At 74.6% G+C, this 16,712-nt stretch carries 18 protein-coding genes; 11 read left to right on the forward strand and 7 right to left on the reverse strand.

What is annotated here, in order from left to right; genetic code table 11:
• The first annotated feature begins 7 nt into the window (after positions 1–7).
• The 6 genes from BOQ63_RS22040 (at position 8) to BOQ63_RS22065 (ending at position 4,308) form a co-directional block, all read left to right on the forward strand.
• Positions 8–421: a roadblock/LC7 domain-containing protein gene (locus tag BOQ63_RS22040; protein ID WP_030289775.1), complete on the forward strand. Its 414-nt coding sequence runs from the start codon at positions 8–10 to the stop codon at positions 419–421.
• Positions 418–783 carry a DUF742 domain-containing protein gene (locus BOQ63_RS22045; protein ID WP_030289776.1) on the forward strand — a complete coding sequence of 122 codons (366 nt, stop codon included), beginning with the start codon at positions 418–420 and terminating at the stop codon, positions 781–783. Before BOQ63_RS22040 ends, BOQ63_RS22045 begins: the two co-directional genes overlap by 4 nt.
• Positions 761–1,387: a GTP-binding protein gene (locus BOQ63_RS22050; RefSeq protein WP_046386144.1), complete on the forward strand. Its 627-nt coding sequence runs from the start codon at positions 761–763 to the stop codon at positions 1,385–1,387. Before BOQ63_RS22045 ends, BOQ63_RS22050 begins: the two co-directional genes overlap by 23 nt.
• Positions 1,384–2,880: a cytochrome P450 gene (locus BOQ63_RS22055; RefSeq protein ID WP_223886009.1), complete on the forward strand. Its 1,497-nt coding sequence runs from the start codon at positions 1,384–1,386 to the stop codon at positions 2,878–2,880. Before BOQ63_RS22050 ends, BOQ63_RS22055 begins: the two co-directional genes overlap by 4 nt.
• Positions 2,844–3,956, forward strand: coding sequence for a cytochrome P450 family protein (locus BOQ63_RS22060; protein WP_223886010.1), 1,113 nt, complete (start codon positions 2,844–2,846; stop codon positions 3,954–3,956). The genes BOQ63_RS22055 and BOQ63_RS22060 overlap by 37 nt, the downstream gene beginning before the upstream one ends.
• Before the next feature lie 91 nt (positions 3,957–4,047).
• Positions 4,048–4,308, forward strand: a complete 261-nt coding sequence (locus tag BOQ63_RS22065; protein WP_030555353.1) for a hypothetical protein — start codon at positions 4,048–4,050, stop codon at positions 4,306–4,308.
• An 80-nt stretch (positions 4,309–4,388) separates the two neighbouring features.
• Here BOQ63_RS22065 and BOQ63_RS22070 read toward each other — a convergent pair whose 3' ends face one another.
• A complete protein-coding gene (locus BOQ63_RS22070; protein ID WP_030289781.1) occupies positions 4,389–5,198 on the reverse strand; it encodes an isocitrate lyase/PEP mutase family protein in 810 nt (269 codons plus the stop codon).
• Between the two features lie 11 nt (positions 5,199–5,209).
• Positions 5,210–5,689: a carboxymuconolactone decarboxylase family protein gene (locus tag BOQ63_RS22075; RefSeq protein WP_030289782.1), complete on the reverse strand. Its 480-nt coding sequence runs from the start codon at positions 5,687–5,689 to the stop codon at positions 5,210–5,212.
• Between the two features lie 194 nt (positions 5,690–5,883).
• On the opposite strand from BOQ63_RS22075, the gene BOQ63_RS22080 reads away from it, so the two are divergent.
• From BOQ63_RS22080 to BOQ63_RS22095, 4 genes are all read left to right on the forward strand, one after another.
• Positions 5,884–6,663, forward strand: coding sequence for an NRDE family protein (locus tag BOQ63_RS22080; protein ID WP_030289783.1), 780 nt, complete (start codon positions 5,884–5,886; stop codon positions 6,661–6,663).
• A gap of 91 nt (positions 6,664–6,754) precedes the next feature.
• A complete protein-coding gene (locus tag BOQ63_RS22085; protein WP_072654836.1) occupies positions 6,755–6,967 on the forward strand; it encodes a hypothetical protein in 213 nt (70 codons plus the stop codon).
• A 121-nt stretch (positions 6,968–7,088) separates the two neighbouring features.
• Positions 7,089–8,006 carry an undecaprenyl-diphosphate phosphatase gene (locus tag BOQ63_RS22090; RefSeq protein ID WP_030289785.1) on the forward strand — a complete coding sequence of 306 codons (918 nt, stop codon included), beginning with the start codon at positions 7,089–7,091 and terminating at the stop codon, positions 8,004–8,006.
• Between the two features lie 90 nt (positions 8,007–8,096).
• Positions 8,097–8,843, forward strand: a complete 747-nt coding sequence (locus BOQ63_RS22095; RefSeq protein WP_454130293.1) for a glucose 1-dehydrogenase — start codon at positions 8,097–8,099, stop codon at positions 8,841–8,843.
• Positions 8,844–8,870: 27 nt separating this feature from the next.
• On the opposite strand, the gene sigJ is transcribed toward BOQ63_RS22095, so the two are convergent.
• On the reverse strand, positions 8,871–9,767 hold the full coding sequence (gene sigJ, locus BOQ63_RS22100; protein ID WP_072654837.1) for an RNA polymerase sigma factor SigJ: 897 nt from the start codon (positions 9,765–9,767) through the stop codon (positions 8,871–8,873).
• 155 nt (positions 9,768–9,922) lie between these two features.
• Here sigJ and pdxR point away from each other — a divergent pair, with 155 nt between their 5' ends.
• Positions 9,923–11,362, forward strand: a complete 1,440-nt coding sequence (pdxR, locus tag BOQ63_RS22105; RefSeq protein WP_030555345.1) for a MocR-like pyridoxine biosynthesis transcription factor PdxR — start codon at positions 9,923–9,925, stop codon at positions 11,360–11,362.
• A 57-nt stretch (positions 11,363–11,419) separates the two neighbouring features.
• Here pdxR and BOQ63_RS22110 read toward each other — a convergent pair whose 3' ends face one another.
• The 4 genes from BOQ63_RS22110 to BOQ63_RS22125 all read right to left on the reverse strand — a co-directional run bounded on the left by BOQ63_RS22110 (position 11,420) and on the right by BOQ63_RS22125 (position 16,706).
• Entirely contained in the window at positions 11,420–11,653 is a 234-nt protein-coding gene (locus BOQ63_RS22110; RefSeq protein ID WP_072654839.1) for a DUF6126 family protein, read from the reverse strand.
• A 31-nt stretch (positions 11,654–11,684) separates the two neighbouring features.
• Positions 11,685–12,320 (reverse strand): helix-turn-helix domain-containing protein, encoded by a 636-nt coding sequence (locus BOQ63_RS22115; RefSeq protein WP_030555342.1) that lies wholly within the window; start codon positions 12,318–12,320, stop codon positions 11,685–11,687.
• A gap of 105 nt (positions 12,321–12,425) precedes the next feature.
• Positions 12,426–14,159 (reverse strand): pyruvate dehydrogenase, encoded by a 1,734-nt coding sequence (locus tag BOQ63_RS22120; RefSeq protein WP_279096367.1) that lies wholly within the window; start codon positions 14,157–14,159, stop codon positions 12,426–12,428.
• Between the two features lie 141 nt (positions 14,160–14,300).
• Positions 14,301–16,706: a glycoside hydrolase family 65 protein gene (locus BOQ63_RS22125; protein WP_030289792.1), complete on the reverse strand. Its 2,406-nt coding sequence runs from the start codon at positions 16,704–16,706 to the stop codon at positions 14,301–14,303.
• Positions 16,707–16,712 lie beyond the last annotated feature (6 nt).

The following is a 16,712-nucleotide window of genomic DNA, read 5'->3' on the forward strand; positions in this document are numbered from 1 at the left end:
GAGTTCCATGACCACCACCCCCGATCTCGGCTGGCTGCTCGCCGACATCATCGCCGTCCCGCAGGTCCAGCACGCCGTCGTCGTCTCCAACGACGGCCTGGAGATCGGCCGCAGCGCCGACATCGCCCGCGAGGACGCCGAACGGCTCGCCGCCGCCTGCTCCGGACTGCAGTCGCTGGCCCGCGGCGTGGCGGCCGGCTTCGGCGGCCCGGGCAGTGCCACCCGCCAGATCATCATCGAGTACGGCGGCGGCTACCTGTTCATCGTCGCCGCCGGGGCGGGCGCCCACCTGGCCGTGGTGACCAGCGAGGCGGTCGACGCCGGGCTGGTCGCGTACCAGATGCAGGTCCTGGTCGAGCGGATCGGCACTCACCTCACCAGCCCGCCGCGCGTCGACCACGCGGCGGGGGGCCACCGGTGAACGGGCCGGTCCGGCCCTACGTGATCACCGGCGGCCGCAGCCGCCCCACCCGCACCGACCTGGCCATCGAGAGCCTGGTCAGCGCCCTGCCCGGACCATTAGGGCTGCCCGAGCCCCCGGCGCTGCCCGAGCACGTCCTGCTCAACCGGGAGCACCGGCGCATCCTCGGGCTCTGCCACAGCCTGTTGTCCGTCGCCGAGGTGGCGGCCCACCTGGGGCTGCCGCTCGGCGTCGTCAAGGTGCTGGTCGGCGACCTCTGGGACCTCGGCGCCGTGCAGGTGCTCCCTCCCGTCCCGCAGGCCGAACGCCTGCCCACAACCCTCCTGGAAGAGGTACTCGTTGGCCTCCGCCAACTCCGCTGAAGCCCCCGCCTCCCGGCCGTCCGGACCGCAGTACCTGCCGTCCTCGGTGCAGGGCGCGGTGAAGATCCTGGTCACCGGCCCGTTCGGGGTCGGCAAGACCACCCTGGTCGGCTCGCTCAGCGAGATCACCCCGCTGCGCACCGAGGAGACCATGACCGCCGCCAGCAGCGGCGTGGACGACCTCACCGGCCGCGGCGACAAGACCACCACCACGGTCGCCCTGGACTTCGGCCGGATCACGCTCAACTCCCGCCTCGCGCTGTACCTGTTCGGCACGCCCGGGCAGCAGCGGTTCTGGCCACTGTGGGACGACCTGTCGCGCGGCGCGCTCGGCGCCATCGCGATGGTCGACCTGCGCCGCCCGGACGAGAGCTTCGACGTGCTCGGCCGGCTGGAGGAGCAGCGCATCCCCTTCGCGGTGGCGGTCAACACCTTCCCGGACACGCCGAGTTACCCGGAGGAGGAGCTGCGGTCGGCGCTGGACGTGCTGCCGGAGGTGCCGATCCTCTACTGCGACGCCCGCGACCGGCGCCAGTCCTACGACCTGCTGATCGACTTCGTCGACCACCTGCACCGCAGCTCGCTCCTGGAGCTGCAGCCGTGACCGCGCCCGAGCCCCCGCGGGCGGCCGGCGGCTGCCCGGTCGCGCACGGCGCCGCGTACAGCGGCGGCCCGGCCCCCTACGGCGGCGGGCTCCCCGCGGGCGGCCCGCTGACCCCGCTGTACGGGCAGGCCGTCGCCGACGACCCGCACGGCCTGTACGCCCGGCTGCGCGAGCGGTACGGCCCGGTGGCGCCGATCGAGCTGGAGCCCGGGGTGGAGGCGTGGCTGGTCCTCGGCTACGGCGAACTGCTCGAACTCACCCGCAACGAGGCACTGTTCTCCAAGGACTCCCGGCACTGGCGGGTCCCCGCCGAGGGCCGGCTGGCCCCCGACTCGCGGCTGCAGCCGATGACCGCCTGGCGGCCCACCCTGCTCAACCTCGACGGCGCCGAGCACCAGCGGCTGCGCGCCGCCGTCTCGGACACCCTGGCCCAGATCGACCACCGGCAGCTGCGCGAGACCACCGAGGCCGCCGCCAACGGCCTGATCGACAGCTGGGGCCCGGACGGCACCGCCGACCTGATCGGCCAGTACGCCCGCGCGCTGCCGCTGCTGGTCTCCACCCAGCTGGTCGGCCTGCCCACCGGCAGCGGGCCGCGGATGATCGAGCTGATCAGCCACTTCGTCGACAGCGGGCCCGAATCGGTGCGCGCCGCCGGGGAGTTCCAGGGGACCCTGGCCGAACTGGTCCGGCACCGCCGCACCGCCCCCGGCGCCGACCTCACCTCCTGGCTGCTCGCCCACCCCGCCGCGCTGACCGACGAGGAGGCGGTGCACCACCTGGTGGTGCTGATGATCGCGGGCAACGAGACCTGCATCAACTGGATCGGCAACACCCTGCGGCTGCTGCTCACCGACCGGCGCTTCCGGGCCACCCTGACCGGCGGGCGGCTCACCGTCTCCGACGCGCTGGAGGAGGTGCTCTGGCGAGACCCGCCGACGCAGAACTTCCCCGGCCGCTGGGCCACCGGCGACACCGTGCTCGGCGGCCAGTACATCAGCGCCGGCGACATGCTGGTGCTCGGCCTGGCCGCGGCCAACGCCGACCCGGCCGCCCAGGGCGCCTCCTCCGCCGCGCAGGGCTCGCTCGGCGGCAACCGGGCCCACCTGGCCTGGGGCGCGGGCCGGCACGTCTGCCCGGCCCAGCACCCGGCCCGGATCATCGTCGAGACCGCGATCGAGACCCTGCTGCACCGCCTGCCGGACCTCCAGCTGGCCGTGCCTTCGGGAGAGTTGGCCTGGCGCCCGTCCCCCTGGTCGCGGGCCCTGGTCGCCCTGCCGGTGCTGTACAGCGCCTTCACCCCGCCCCGCCCGCCAACGCCCGAAAGGCCCGCACCCGCATGGACACCGTCGACGACCCCCGCGGCTCCCGCCCCGAGCCCGTCCGGCTCGACCCCTTCGGACGCGACCAGCACGGAGAGAACGCCCGGCTCCGCGCAGCCGGACCGGCCGTCCTGGTGGAACTCCCTGGTGGGGTGGTGGTCTGGGCGGTGACCCACCACGACACCCTTCAGTCGCTGCTGGCCGACCCCCGGGTCGGCAAGAACCCGGCGCTGTGGACCACCTTCCGGGAGGGCCGGCTGCCGTACGGCTGGCCGCTGCTCAACTTCGTCGCCGTGCCCGGCATGATCACCGCGGACGGGGAGGACCACAAGCGGCTGCGCGGTCTGGTCAGCCAGGCCTTCACCCCGCGCCGGATATCCGCGCTGGCCCCCGCGATCGAGGCCCGGGCGCTCGCCCTGCTGGACGCGGTGGCGGAGCTGGAGGGGCCGTTCGACCTGCGCGAGCACTTCGCGTACCCGCTGCCGATGCAGGTGATCGGCGAACTGCTCGGCCTGGGCGAGGAGCAGCAGGACCGGCTGCACGCGCTGTCCGACACCCTGGTCTCCAGCTCCGCCACCCCGGAGGCGGCCCTCGCCGCCCAGCGGGACCTGAACGCGCTGCTGGCCTCCGTGGTGGCGGCCAAACGGGCCGAGCCCGGCGACGACCTGACCACCGACCTGATCGCCGTCCGCGAGGCCGGGGACGCACTCAGCGAGGCCGAACTCGTCGGCACCCTGCTGCTGATGCTGGTCGCCGGGCACGAGACCACCCTCAACCTGATCACCAACGCGGTCCGCGCCCTGCTCGCCCACCCCGACCAGCTGCGGCTGGTGCTGGACGGCGCGCAGCCGTGGTCGGCGGTGGTGGAGGAGACCCTGCGCTACGACTCGCCGGTGGGCCAGTTCCCGCTGCGCTACGCGATCGAGGACATCGAGGTCGGCGACACGGTGATCCGGCGCGGTGAGGCGCTGCTCGCCTCGTACGCGGCGGCCGGACGCGACGGCGGGCACTACCCGGACGCCGACCGCTTCGACCTCACCCGGCAGCCCGCCCGGCACCTGTCGCTCGGCCACGGCCCGCACTTCTGCCTCGGCTCGGGGCTGGCCCGGCTGGAGGCGGAGACGGCGCTGCGGCACCTGTTCGGGCGGTTCCCGGGGCTGGCCCTGGCGGAGGGGGAACGGCCGGAGCCGATCGGCTCATTCGTGAGCAACAGCGTGCGGACCCTGCGGGTGACCATTCGAGGGTGACGGCCGGGGGTGACGGCCCGGGGGTGACGGCCCGGGGGTGACACTTCGCGCCGCGGGGTTACCTGAGGGCGGCCCGGTCGTTCGGCAGGGCATGAAGAAACTCGCCACCCTGGCCGCCCTCACCATGGCGGGCCTCGCCCTCGCCGCCCCGGCGGCCTCCGCCGCCGGCCAGATCGCCAGCTCGCCGGACGCCACCGGCGGCCTCACCGACGGGCTGGAGCTCTCCCCCGCCGACCTCGCGCTGAAGTCCGCGGGCAAGCTCCCGGTGGTCGGCCACGTCGCCGACGAGGTGGAGGCCGTCGGCACCAACCAGATCCACCACCCGGGGCTCAGCGGGCAGATCAACCCCTGATCGGCCGTCGCCCGCACAGCCGTGCGGCGGGCGCCTGACCGACCCCCGTCCGGTCAGCCGCCCGCCTTACCCGGTGCCGCTCAGCCCTCGAAGAGGCCGTTGAGCTCCGGGTAGGTCAGTCCGCCGTCCAGGGAGGTGTACGTGCCGCTCGCGTACACCTCCTCGGCAGCGCGGCGGACCGCCGCGTAGGCCACCTTGGCCAGGCCCGGGCCCAGGCTGATCCGGGCCACCCCGAGTTCGGCCAGCTCGGCGACCGACGGGGAGCCGGGGGCGGCCAGCACGTTCAGCGGGGCCGGGACGGCCGCGACCAGGGCGGCGATGGTCTCCGCGTCGGCGACACCGGGGACGAACACGCCGTCCGCGCCCGCCTCGACGTACGCCCGCAGCCGGCGGACCGCCTCGTCGAGCCGGCCCCCGGGCTCGCCGAGGCCGTGCAGGAAGACGTCGGTGCGGCCGTTGACGAACAGCGGGACGCCTGCCGCGTCGGCGGCCGCCCGGGCGGCCGCGATCCGCTCGGCGGCCTCCTGCGGGGTGTACTCCGCGTCCTCCAGGTTCACCCCGACCGCGCCGGTGGCGAGCAGCGCGGTGACCGTCTCGCCGACCCCGGCCGGGGTGTCCGCGTAGCCGCTCTCCAGGTCGGCGGTGACCGGCAGATCGACCGAGCGGACCACCTCGGCGGTCCGGGCCAGCACCTGCTCGCGGTCGGCGCCGCCGCCGTCCGGGCTGCCGAGCGACCAGGACACACTGGCGCTGGCCGTCGCCACCGCCCGTGCCCCGGCGCCGGCCACCAGCCGGGCGCTCGCCGCGTCCCAGACGTTGGCCAGCACCACCGGCTCGCCCGGGCGGTGCAGCTCCGCGAGCAGCCGGGCCTTGTCCCGCTGGGAGGTCATCGCGGCCGCGTTCACTTCGCCGCCGGGCTCATGCGGGTGGACACGCCGATCCGGTTCCAGGTGTTGATGGTGGCGATCAGCGCGATCAGCTGGGCCAGCTCGGCCGGCTCGAACTGGGCGGCGGCCTCGTCGTACACGGCGTCCGGCACGTGGCCCCGGGTCAGCAGGGTGACCGACTCGGTGAGGGCCAGGGCGGCGCGCTCGCGGGCGGTGAACCAGGGCGTCTCGCGCCAGGCCGGCAGGGAGACCAGGCGGTGGTCCTGCTCGCCGTTCTTGCGGGCGTCGGTGGCGTGCATGTCGATGCAGAAGGCGCAGCCGTTGATCATCGAGGCGTGCACCTTGACCAGCTCGGCGAGGACCGGGTCCAGGCCCTGCCGGGAGGCCCGGTCCACGGCGATCATGGCCTGGTAGAAGTCGGGGGCGAGCTCCGGCATCCGCAGGCGCTGCTCGGGGGCGGGCACGGTCTCGTTCGAAGTGCTGTTCGTGGTCACGGTGACCAGCCTAGGAGCCCACTGGCCCGCGGTCCTGGTGCATTCACCGCCCGGCTCCTTGGGCCACTTCCGGTGTGCGAACGGGCGTGCGAGGATCACTGACGAGGATTTTCGACAGGGGACTTCGGCAGCGAGCCTCGGCAGGGATTCCCGGTAGGGATTCCCGGCAGGACGGCGTCAGGGGGAACGGGACCGTGTGCACGGCCTTCGTCAGCATCGAACCGGGCTCGGCGGTACCGGTGCTGCTGCTGTCCGTCCGGGACGAGTACCTCGGGCGCGCCTGGCTGCCGCCGGACCACCACTGGCCGCAGCGGCCCGAACTGCTCGGCGGACTGGACCTCGCGGCCGGCGGCACCTGGCTGGCCGTGGACCCGGAGCGGCGCACCGCCGCCTGTCTGCTCAACGGCTTCGGCCCGCTCGCCCCCGCCGACACCCGGCTCAGCCGCGGCGGACTGCCGCTCACCGCCGTGCGCGAGGGCGGGATCGGACACCTGGACCTGTCTCCGTACGACCCCTTCCACCTCGTCCAGGTCCGCCCCGACGGCGCCCGGGTGACCAGCTGGGGCGGCGGACTGCTGACCGAGCACGAACTGCCCACCGGGCTCAGCGTGGTGCTCAACGACGGCCTGGAGGGGATGGCCGCCAACCGCACCGCCTCCGAGCGGGTCCGGGCGCTGATGGCCGCCCGCGCCGACCACTTCCGGGCCCGCTTCGCCGCCGTGCCCCGCCCCGAACCGGCCGCCGGGGGGCCGACGGAACCGGCCTGGGGCGACTGGCTGCCGATCGTCACCGGCGACGGGCTGGCGCTGGACGGGGACGCCGCGCTGATCCAGCGCCGGGACTTCGGCGACGGGCGGATCTGGGGGTCGTCCTCGGTCTCCCTGCTGGCGCTCGGGCCGGAGCTGCTGCGCTACGACTTCGCGACCGCGCCGGTGCCGGCCGACGGCTCGGGGTGGCGGCGGATGGAGGTCTGAACCGGGCGCGCCCGGAAAGGACTTGAACCTGACGCTGCGGGAGGCGGCATCGTGGGCGTCCGTCGACCCCCGCCCTCGAAGGAGGCTCCCGATGGACCGTCCCCGCCCCCCGCGCCGACCGTCCCTCCTGCTGCCCGCCGTCCTGGCCGTCGCCCTGCCGCTGGCGGGCGCCCCGGTGGCGGTGACCGCCGGCGTGCTCCTCGGTGATGCCGTGCACCGGGCCGTACCGTCCGCCACCGTGCCCTCGTCAGGGCTGCCGGGCGCCGTGACCGGGCTGCTGGTCCGGGCCGCCGGTGGCCGGTGACACCCGGAAATACGCTCGATGAACTTCTGGCGGCGGGGCTGCCGGGCGTCTACATGCCGGTAGTAGCTTCGCGGAGGCCCCCGGAATCGGGGGGCCGCAGACCTCCGAGCGAAGGTGCGCGATGTCCACCCTGACCTACCCGGAAGCGATAGGCGTCGGCCTGCTGCAGGGTGTGACGGAACTCTTCCCGGTCTCCAGCCTGGGCCACAGCATCCTGCTCCCGGCCGTGATCGGCGGGAAGATCCAGCAGGACCTCGACATGACCGCCGACGGCTCCTCCTACCTCGCCGCGCTGGTCGCCCTGCACCTGGCGACCGCGCTCGCGCTGGTGGTGTTCTTCTGGCGGGACTGGGTCCGGGTGGTCAGCGGTCTGTTCGGCTCGATCCGGCACCGCCGGGTGCAGACCCGGGACGAGAAGCTCGCCTGGCTGCTCATCATCTCCACCATCCCGGTCGGCGTGGCCGGCCTGGTCCTGGAGAAGGCACTGCGGCACGCCCTCGGCAAGCCCGTCCCCGCCGCCGTGTTCCTCGCCCTCAACGGGCTGGTGCTGCTCGGCGCCGAGCGGCTCAAGCGCGGCGGCTCCGGCCGGCGCCGGGCCGGGCACGCCGCCCCCGTCGACGAGCCGGGCCTGGACCCGGCGGTCGCCTCCGACGTCCGGCTGACCAGGCTCGGCTACGGCAGGGGCGCCTGGATCGGCGCCGCCCAGATCCTCGCGCTGTTCCCGGGCATCAGCCGCTCCGGCGTCACCATGAGCGCCGGCATCCTGCGCGGACTGCACCACGAGGACGCCGCCCGGTTCTCCTTCCTGCTCGCCACCCCGGTCATCCTGGCCGCCTCGGTGCTGAAGGTGCCCGAGCTGTTCAAGCCGGAGAACTCCGGCGTCCTCGGCCCGGTCGCGGCCGGCAGCCTCGCGGCCTTCGTGGCCGGCTACGTCTCGGTGCGCTTCCTCACCAGGTACTTCGAGACCCGCAGCCTGACGCCGTTCGCGGTGTACTGCTTCCTGGCCGGCGTCGGCAGCGCGGTGTACCTGTCGCTCTGAGCCCCGGTCCGAACGGAATTCGCGCGCGCCGACCGGCCGCCTCGGTGACGATGGCCCCGACAGGCAGGCGACTTCACGGCGGGAGGACAGGTGCTCAAGGTGGTAGAGGGCAAGGCGGCGGTCGTCACGGGCGGCTCGCGGGGCATCGGACGGGCGATCGTCGAACGACTGGCGCGCGAGGGCGCGGACGTCGTCCTCGGCTACGCCAACGACCGGGCGGCCGCCGAAGCGGTGGTCGGCGCGGTGGCGGCGGCCGGCGGACGCGCCTGGGCGGTACGGGCCGACCTCGGCGAGTCGGGCGCCGCCGAGCAGCTGATGGCCGCGGCGGAGGAGCGCCTCGGCGGGCTGGACATCCTGGTCAACAACGCCGCGAAGTCCTTCACGCCCACTCCGCTCGCGGACCTCGACGACGCGGCCTTCGACGCCGTGCTGAGCGTCAACACCCGCGCCGTGCTCGCCACCGTCCGCTACGCGGCCCGCCGGATGCGCGACGGCGGACGGATCGTCAACATCTCCAGCGTGAACACCGCCCGTGCCGTCCCCGGCATCGGCGCGTACGCCGCCAGCAAGGGCGCCGTCGAGCAGCTCACCGCCGTCGCCGCGGCCGAACTCGGCCCACGCGGCATCACCGTCAACACCGTCTCCCCCGGCGCCACCGACACCGACCTGCTGCGCGGCACCAACCCGCCCGAGGCGCTCGAACGGGTCGCCGGCCTGACCCCGCTGCGCCGGCTCGGACAGCCCGAGGACATCGCCGACGTGGTCGCCTTCCTGGCCGGGCCGGACGCCCGCTGGATCACCGGGCAGAACCTCCGGGCCGCCGGCGGCCTGGGCTGACCACCGGCGGCCCGCCCGCGTCCCCGCCTACGCGGTGAGGCCGAGGGCGGCCAGCCGGGTCGGGTCGGTGAGGATGTCCAGACCGGTGATCCGGTCCTCGTGGATGGTGAACGACATGACCGACAGCACCCGGCCGTCGGCGAAGGACACCACCCCGGGCGAGCCGTTGACCAGCACCAGGCGCGCCTCGGCGGCGAAGCGGGCGAAGGTGATCGCCTGCCCCGCGACGTCCGCCGCGCCCCGGCGCAGCACGCTCGGCACCAGCGTCCCTCCGTCGGAGCGGGCCAGCACCTCCGGGTCGAGCACGGCCAGCAGGGCGTCGAAGTCGCCGCCCCGGGAGGCGCTCAGGAAGGCCTCCACCACCGCGCGCTTGCGGTCGTCGTCCGAGTCGGCGGCCGGGGTGGCGCCCTGGACCCTGCGGCGGGCCCGGGAGGCCAGCTGGCGGGTCGAGGCCGGGGTGCGGCCGAGCACCTCGGCGATCCCGTCGAAGGGCACGTCGAACATGTCGTGCAGCACGAAGGCCACCCGCTCCGCCGGGGAGAGCGTCTCCAGGACCACCATCAGCGCGATCCCCACCGAGTCGGCGACCAGGATCTCGTGCACCGGGTCCAGCACCGCCGGCCCGGTCACCACCGGGTCCGGCAGCCGCACCTGCTCCTCCTGCTCGGGCAGCGGGTCCTCCCGGCGGGAGGCCCTGGAACGCAGCTGGTCCAGGCAGACCCGGCCGACCACGGTGGTCAGCCAGGCCCCCAGGTTGCGCACCTCGCCCACGTCGCTGCGGCTGAGCTTCAGCCACGCCTCCTGGACGGCGTCCTCGGCCTCGGCCACCGAACCGAGCATCCGGTAGGCCACCGACCGCAGTTGGGGGCGCTCCGCCTCGAACTGCGCGGCCAGGAGCTCCGCTCGGGAAATGTCCCCGCTCATCTGTCACATCCTCGCGTCGGGATCCGTCGGTCCAGCGACGGACGCTAACCGACCAGGAGGACAGCACGACGACCACCACCCGGCTGAGGAACCCGGACGCGGTCCGGGACCCCGGCACCGCCCGGTGGGCCGGCACGGCACGGGACAATGGGCCCGTGAACGGCTCCTGGACCTCCTTCGGCGGCGACCTGCACCTGGACCTCACCGAGCGGCGCGCCGCCGGCGCCGGGCTGCGGGCCGCCCTGGAGGACGCCCTGCGGGAGGCCGTCCAGGACGGGCGGCTCGCGCCCGGAACCCGGCTGCCGTCCTCCCGCGCCCTCGGCGAGGACCTCGGCATCGCCCGCAACACCGTGGTCGAGGCGTACGGCCAGCTCACCGCCGAGGGCTGGCTCAACTCCCGGCAGGGCTCCGGCACCACCGTCGCCCGGCGGGCCGCGCCCTCGCCCGCCGTACGGCCCGCCCGGTCGCCGCGCCCGCGGCCGGCCGTACGGCACGACCTGATGCCCGGGCGCCCCGACCTCTCCCTCTTCCCCCGCACCGCCTGGCTCGCCGCCGCCCGCCGCGCCCTCGCCACCGCGCCGCACGAGGCGCTCGGCTACGGCAGCCCGCTCGGCCGGATCGAACTGCGGGAGGCCCTCACCCACTACCTGGCCCGGGTCCGCGGGGTGCGCACCGACCCGGACCACCTGCTGATCTGCAGCGGCGTCCAGCAGGGCCTCGGCCTGCTCTGCGCGGCCCTGCGGGAGCGCGGCACCCGGTCGCTGGCCGTCGAGGCGTACGGGCTGCCGCCGCAGCACGCCGTGGTGCGGGCGGCGGGACTGTCCACCGTCGCGCTGCCGCTGGACGGCGAGGGCGCGCTGGTCGACCGGCTCGACGCCCGCTGCGGGGCCGCTCTGCTCACCCCCGCCCACCAGTACCCCACCGGCTCCCCGCTCTCCGCCGACCGGCGGGCGGCCGCGGTGCGGTGGGCGCGCGAACAGGACCGGTACGTGGTCGAGGACGACTACGACGGGGAGTTCCGCTACGACCGGCAGCCGCTCGGCGCCATGCAGGCGCTCGACCCGGAGCGGGTGGTGTACGCGGGGACGGCCGCCAAGAGCCTGGCCCCCGGCCTGCGGCTGGCCTGGCTGGCGCTGCCGGACGCGCTGGTGGAGCCGGTCGCCCGGCTGAAGGTGCTGGCCGACACGATGTCCCCGGTGCTGGACCAGCTGACGCTGGCCGAACTGATCGCCTCGGGGACTTACGACCGGCACGTGCGGCGCTGTCGGCTGCACTACCGGCGCCGCCGGGACCGGCTGGTCGCGGCCCTCGCCGAGCACGCCCCGCACGTGCGGGTCACCGGCATCGCGGCGGGCCTGCACGCCGTCCTCCAACTCCCGCCCGGCTCACCGTCGGAGGCCGAACTCGTGGCCCGCGCGGCAGCCGCCGGCCTCGCTCTCAGCAGCCTCGGCTGGCACCGCGCCGACCCGACGGCGGAGATGGCGGAGGTGGCGGAGGAGGCCGGGCCCGCCCTGGTGATCGGCTACGCGACCCCGCCGGAGCACGCCTTCCCGGCGGCCCTGGAGGCCCTGTGCGGGATGCTCGGGGCGGGGTGAGGGAACGCCGGACGTCCGCCTCGGACGGGGGCCGAGGCGGACGGGAACGGGGGGCGCCTAGTGGTGCCGGTTGCCCAGCTCGAACAGCAGCATGATGAAGCCGGCGAAGACGTGGATGCCCGCGGTGTAGATGACCAGGCGCAGGTAGACCCGCTTGTTGGCCCACTTGCCGGCGTCCATGGTCTTCGGGCCGGTGGCGGTGTCGGCGGCGCCGGTCGGGACGGCGCCGGTCGGGACGGCGCCGGTCGGGAGGGTGGCGGTCGGGACGGTGGCGGTGGTGGGATCGGCCACGGGGATCTCCTCCAGGGGGTCTGACGGCAGGTCAGTGGGTGGCGGCGGGGCCGCCGCCGAGGCAGAGTTCGCCGCCGGGGCTCTGCAACAGGGTGTGGATGAAGAGCAGTTCGACGCCGGAGCCGGACTCGGCGGCGATGCAGTGCGGGGTGAGCGAGTCGTAGTGGGCGGAGTCGCCGGGGGCGAGGTGGTGGACCCGGTCGCCGAGGGTCACCCGCAGCTCTCCGCGCAGCACGTACAGCCATTCCTCGCCGGGGTGGACCCGGACCACCGCGTCCTGGACGCCCGGCGGGACGTGCACCCGCAGGGCCTGCATGGCGCGGCCGGGGGCGCCGGCCCGGCGGTAGCCCCAGCCGCCGGCCCGGCCGGGCTCGATGGCGCCGCCGCGGACCACCGGGTCGGGTTCGACCATGGTCTCGCCGAGGAGGCCGGAGACCGAGGTGCCGTAGGCGCGGGCGAGGCCGAGCAGGACGGGCAGCGAGGGCTGGCGGCGGCCGGTCTCCAGTCGGGACAAGTACGCTGGGGACAGGCCGACCCGGCCCGCGGCCACCTCCAGGGTGAGCCGGCTGCTGAGCCGGTGCTCACGGAGGCGGGCGGCGAGGCCGGCGACCTCCTGGTCGTCGAGCCGGCCGTCGGCGTCGGGGGTGCCGGTGGGGCTGGTGGTCATGTGACCAGTGGACACCCGGCCTGCCGCGCGGGCAAGAAATTTGCCTCATAGGCAAACCCGCACGAGTACACCCGCCACGCGCGACGCCCGGGGCGCTCACGGCGCCTACGGCCGGGGGATGTTGCGCAGGTTGCTGCGCGCCAGGTCGACCATCCGCCCCACGCCGCCCGACAGCACCGTCTTCCCCGCCGCCAGCGCGAAGCCCTTCAGCTGGGCGGCGGTGATCCGCGGCGGGATGGACAGTGCGTTGGGGTCGGTGACCACGTCCACCAGGGCCGGACCGGGCCGCTCCAGGGCCTCCGCCAGCACCTCCCGCACCCGGCCCGGTTCGGCGACCCGCTTGGCCGGGATGCCCATCGCCCGGGCGATGCCGGCGTAGTCCACGTCCCCGTTGTCGATCTCGGACTCCGGGTAGCCGGAGACCAGCATCTCCAGCTTGATCATGCCGAGCGCGCCGTTGTTGAAGACCACCGTCTTCACCGGCAGCCGGTGCTTGGCCACCGTGAGCAGCTCGCCGAGCAGCATGCCGATCCCGCCGTCGCCCGCCATCGCGATCACCTGCCGCCCCGGGCAGGCGAGTTGGGCGCCGATCGCGTGCGGGAGGGCGTTGGCCATCGAGCCGTGCAGGAAGGAGCCGATCACCCGGCGGCGGCCGTTCGGCTGGAGGTAGCGGGCGGCCCAGACGTTGTTCATGCCGGTGTCCACGGTGAACACCGCGTCGTCGGCGGCCACGTCGTCCAGCACCGAGGCGACGTACTCGGGGTGGATCGGCAGGTGCTTCTCGATGTCCCGGGTGTAGGCGCCGATCACGTCCTCCAGGGACCGGCAGTGCTTGCTCAGCATGCCGTCCAGGAAGGAACGGTCCTTCTCGGCGTCCAGCAGCGGCAGCACGGCCCGCAGGGTGGCCGCGACGTCCCCGTGCACGGCCAGCTCCAGCGCGGTGCGGCGGCCCAGCCTGGTCGCGTCGTGGTCGACCTGGACGGTGTGCACCTGCGGCAGGAAGGAGTCGTACGGGAAGTCGGTGCCGAGCAGCAGCACCAGGTCGGCGGAGTGCAGCGCCTCGTGGCAGGCGCCGTAGCCGAGCAGGCCGCTCATCCCCACGTCGTACGGGTTGTCGTACTGGATCCACTCCTTGCCACGCAGCGAGTGCCCGACCGGCGCGTTCAGCGCCTGCGCGACCGCCATCACCTCGGCGTGCGCGCCGCGCACCCCGGCGCCGCAGAACAGGGCCACCCGGCGGGCCGCGTTGAGCAGCCGGGCCAGCTCCTGCACCTGGGACCAGGGCGGCGCGGCGACCGCCTGCTCGGTGAGGAAGTGGCTGGTGCCGGTCGGCCCGGCGGCGGGCAGGGCGGCGACGTCGCCGGGGAAGGCCAGCACCGAGACGCCGTGCGAGCCCAGCGCGTGCTGGATCGCGACCCGCAGCAGCCGGGGCAGCTGGGCGGGGGTGGAGAGCATCTCGCACCAGTTGCTGCAGTCGGTGAACACCCGCTCGGGGTGGGTCTCCTGGAAGAAACCGGTGCCGATCTGCCCGGACGGGATGTGCGAGGCCAGCGCGAGCACCGGCAGGCCGCTGCGCTGGGCGTCGTACAGGCCCTGTACCAGGTGGGTGTTGCCGGGGCCGCAGGAGCCGGCGCAGACCGCGAGGCGGCCGCTGAGCTCGGCCTCGGCGGCGGCCGCGAACGCCCCCGCCTCCTCGTTGCGCACGTGCACCCAGCTGATGCCCTCGGCCCGGCGGATCGCGTCGACCACGGGGTTGAGGCTGTCGCCCACGACGCCGTAGACCCGCTCCACGCCGGCCTGCCGGAGCACCTCCACCATCTGTTCGGCCACGGTCGCCACGGGGACTTCCCTTCGATCGCCACAGGACACCTGCACCCTCCGGCGCATTGGCGGGGGCGTGCACCCGGGGTGGGCCGAACGGGTGAGGGCGCGGGGCCCGGGAACGGCCCCGCGCCGCGGGGACGGGCGGGAGTGGCCGGGCTACTCCGCCGCCAGGTGGTCCTGCTGGCCGAGCTTGCCCGCGGCCAGGCCCGCCTGGGCCTGGCGGCGGGCCGGTTCGCGGCCCGGCGGCTGGGCGCAGGGCTCCTGGGCGGGCGGGACGGTGGTGGGCAGGGTGACCGGGGAGCCGGCCTTGACCTGGACCGCCTCGCCGTCGTGCCGCAGGTGGATCACCTCGCCGCGGCGCAGCGTGTAGGTGGTGCCCCCGTGGGTGATCCGGACGCCGAGCAGCTGGTCGCGCACCATCAGGGAGAAGCTCAGCTTCATCAGGCCGGCGGGCAGCCGGGGGCGGAAGTCGAGCACCTCGCCGTGGTCGCGCAGTCCGCCGAAACCGGCCACCAGGGCGACGCAGGCGCCCGCGAGCGAGGCCATGTGGAGGCCGTCGCGGGTGTTGCCGCCGAGGTCGTGGAGGTCCATCAGCGCCGCCTCCGCCGTGTAGTCGTAGGCGAGGTCGAGCTGGCCGACCTCGGCGGCGATGACGGCCTGGGTGCAGGCGGACAGCGAGGAGTCGCGGACGGTGAGCCGCTCGTAGTAGGCGAAGTTGCGGGCCTTCTGCTCGTCGGTGAAGGCGTCGCCGCGGACCTGCATGGCGAGCACCAGGTCGGCCTGCTTGACCACCTGCTTGCGGTACAGGTCGAAGTACGGGTAGTGCAGCAGCAGCGGGTACTTCTCCGGCGGGGTGCCCTCGAAGTCCCAGACCTGGTGGTGGGTGAAGCCGTCGGCCTGGGGGTGGACGCCGAGGTTCTCGTCGTACGGGACGTACATCGCGGCGGCGGCGTCGCGCCAGGCGGCGGTCTCCTCGGTGTCGACGCCGAGCTCGCCGGCCTCGCGCGGGTGGCGGACGGCGGCCTCGGCGGCGGCGCGCAGGTTCGTCTGCGCCATCAGGTTGGTGTAGACGTTGTTGTCGGCGACGGCGCTGTACTCGTCGGGGCCGGTGACGCCCTCGATCCGGAACTTCCCGGCGCTGTCGTGGTGGCCGAGCGAGCGCCACATCCGGGCGGTCTCCACCAGGAGTTCGAGGCCGTACTCGCGCTCGAACTCGTGGTCCCCGGTGGCCCGGACGTAGCGGGCGACGGCGGAGGCGATGTCGGCGCCGATGTGGAAGGCGGCGGTGCCGGCCGGCCAGTACCCGGAGCACTCCTCGCCGCGGATCGTTCGCCAGGGGAACACCGCTCCGGACAGCCCGAGTTGGGCCGCTCGTTCGCGGGCGAGCGGGAGGGTGGTGTGCCGCCAGCGCAGGGCCTGGTTGACGGCGCCGGGCAGGCAGTAGGTGAGCACCGGCAGGACGAAGGCCTCGGTGTCCCAGAAGCTGTGGCCGTCGTAGCCGGGGCCGGTCAACCCCTTGGCGGGGATGGCTCGTTCCTCGCTGCGGGCGCCGGCCTGGAGGACGTGGAAGACGGCGAACCGGACGGCCTGCTGGAGTTCGACGTCGCCCTCGATCTCGACGTCGCTGGTCTCCCAGAACTCCCTGAGGTAGTCCGCCTGTTCGGCGACCAGGCCGTCCCAGCCGGTGTACCGGGCGGCGGTCAGCGCGGCCTCGACCTGGTCCCGCACGGCGGGCAGCGAGCGGGTGCCGGACCAGCCGTAGGACATGAACTTGACCAGCCGGAGCCGCTGCCCGGGCTCCAGCACGGTGGTGACGCTGATCCGGCAGTGGTCGGACTCGGCCTCGGCGACGGTGTCCAGCCGCTCCGGGCCCTCGATGACGTGGTCCATCCCGGCGGCGACCCGGATGCCGCTGAACCGGGTGCGGTGCACCAGGACGGCCTTGGTGCCGCTGGCGTGGTGCGCCTCGGCCTGCAGCGGGGCCTCCAGGACGGCGGCGGCGCGCGGGTCGCCCTCGGGGCCGCCGGGCAGCTGCTCGTTGGCGACCAGCTCGGACTGGAGCACGACCCGCACCGGCCCGTCCACCGCCTCGACGCTGTACTCCACGGCCGCGATGGCGCGCTGGGTGAGCGAGACGAGCCGGGAGGAGCGCACCCGGATGGTCCGCCCGGCCGGGGAGGTCCACTCGCACTCGCGGTGCAGCAGGCCCTCGCGGAAGTCCAACCATCGGGTGTGGCCGACCAGTTCGCCGTAGCGCAGGTCGAAGGGCTCGTCGTCCACCAGCAGCCGGATGATCTTGCCGTTGGTGACGTTGATGACGCTCTGGCTGGACTCCGGGTAGCCGTAGCCGCCCTCGCCGTACGGCAGCGGGCGCAGCTCGAAGACGCCGTTGAGGTAGGTGCCGGGCAGGCCGTGCGGCTCGCCCTCGTCCAGGTTGGCGCGCAGGCCGATGTGCCCGTTGGACAGCGCGAAGACGGACTCGGCGCGCGCCATCGAGGTGGCGTCCACCCCGTGTTCGGTGATCTGCCAGGGGTCGACGGAGAAGTTGTCCGCGGGACTCATGCGCCC

The organism is Streptomyces viridifaciens, assembly GCF_001888885.2.
Taxonomy (GTDB): domain Bacteria; phylum Actinomycetota; class Actinomycetes; order Streptomycetales; family Streptomycetaceae; genus Kitasatospora; species Kitasatospora aureofaciens.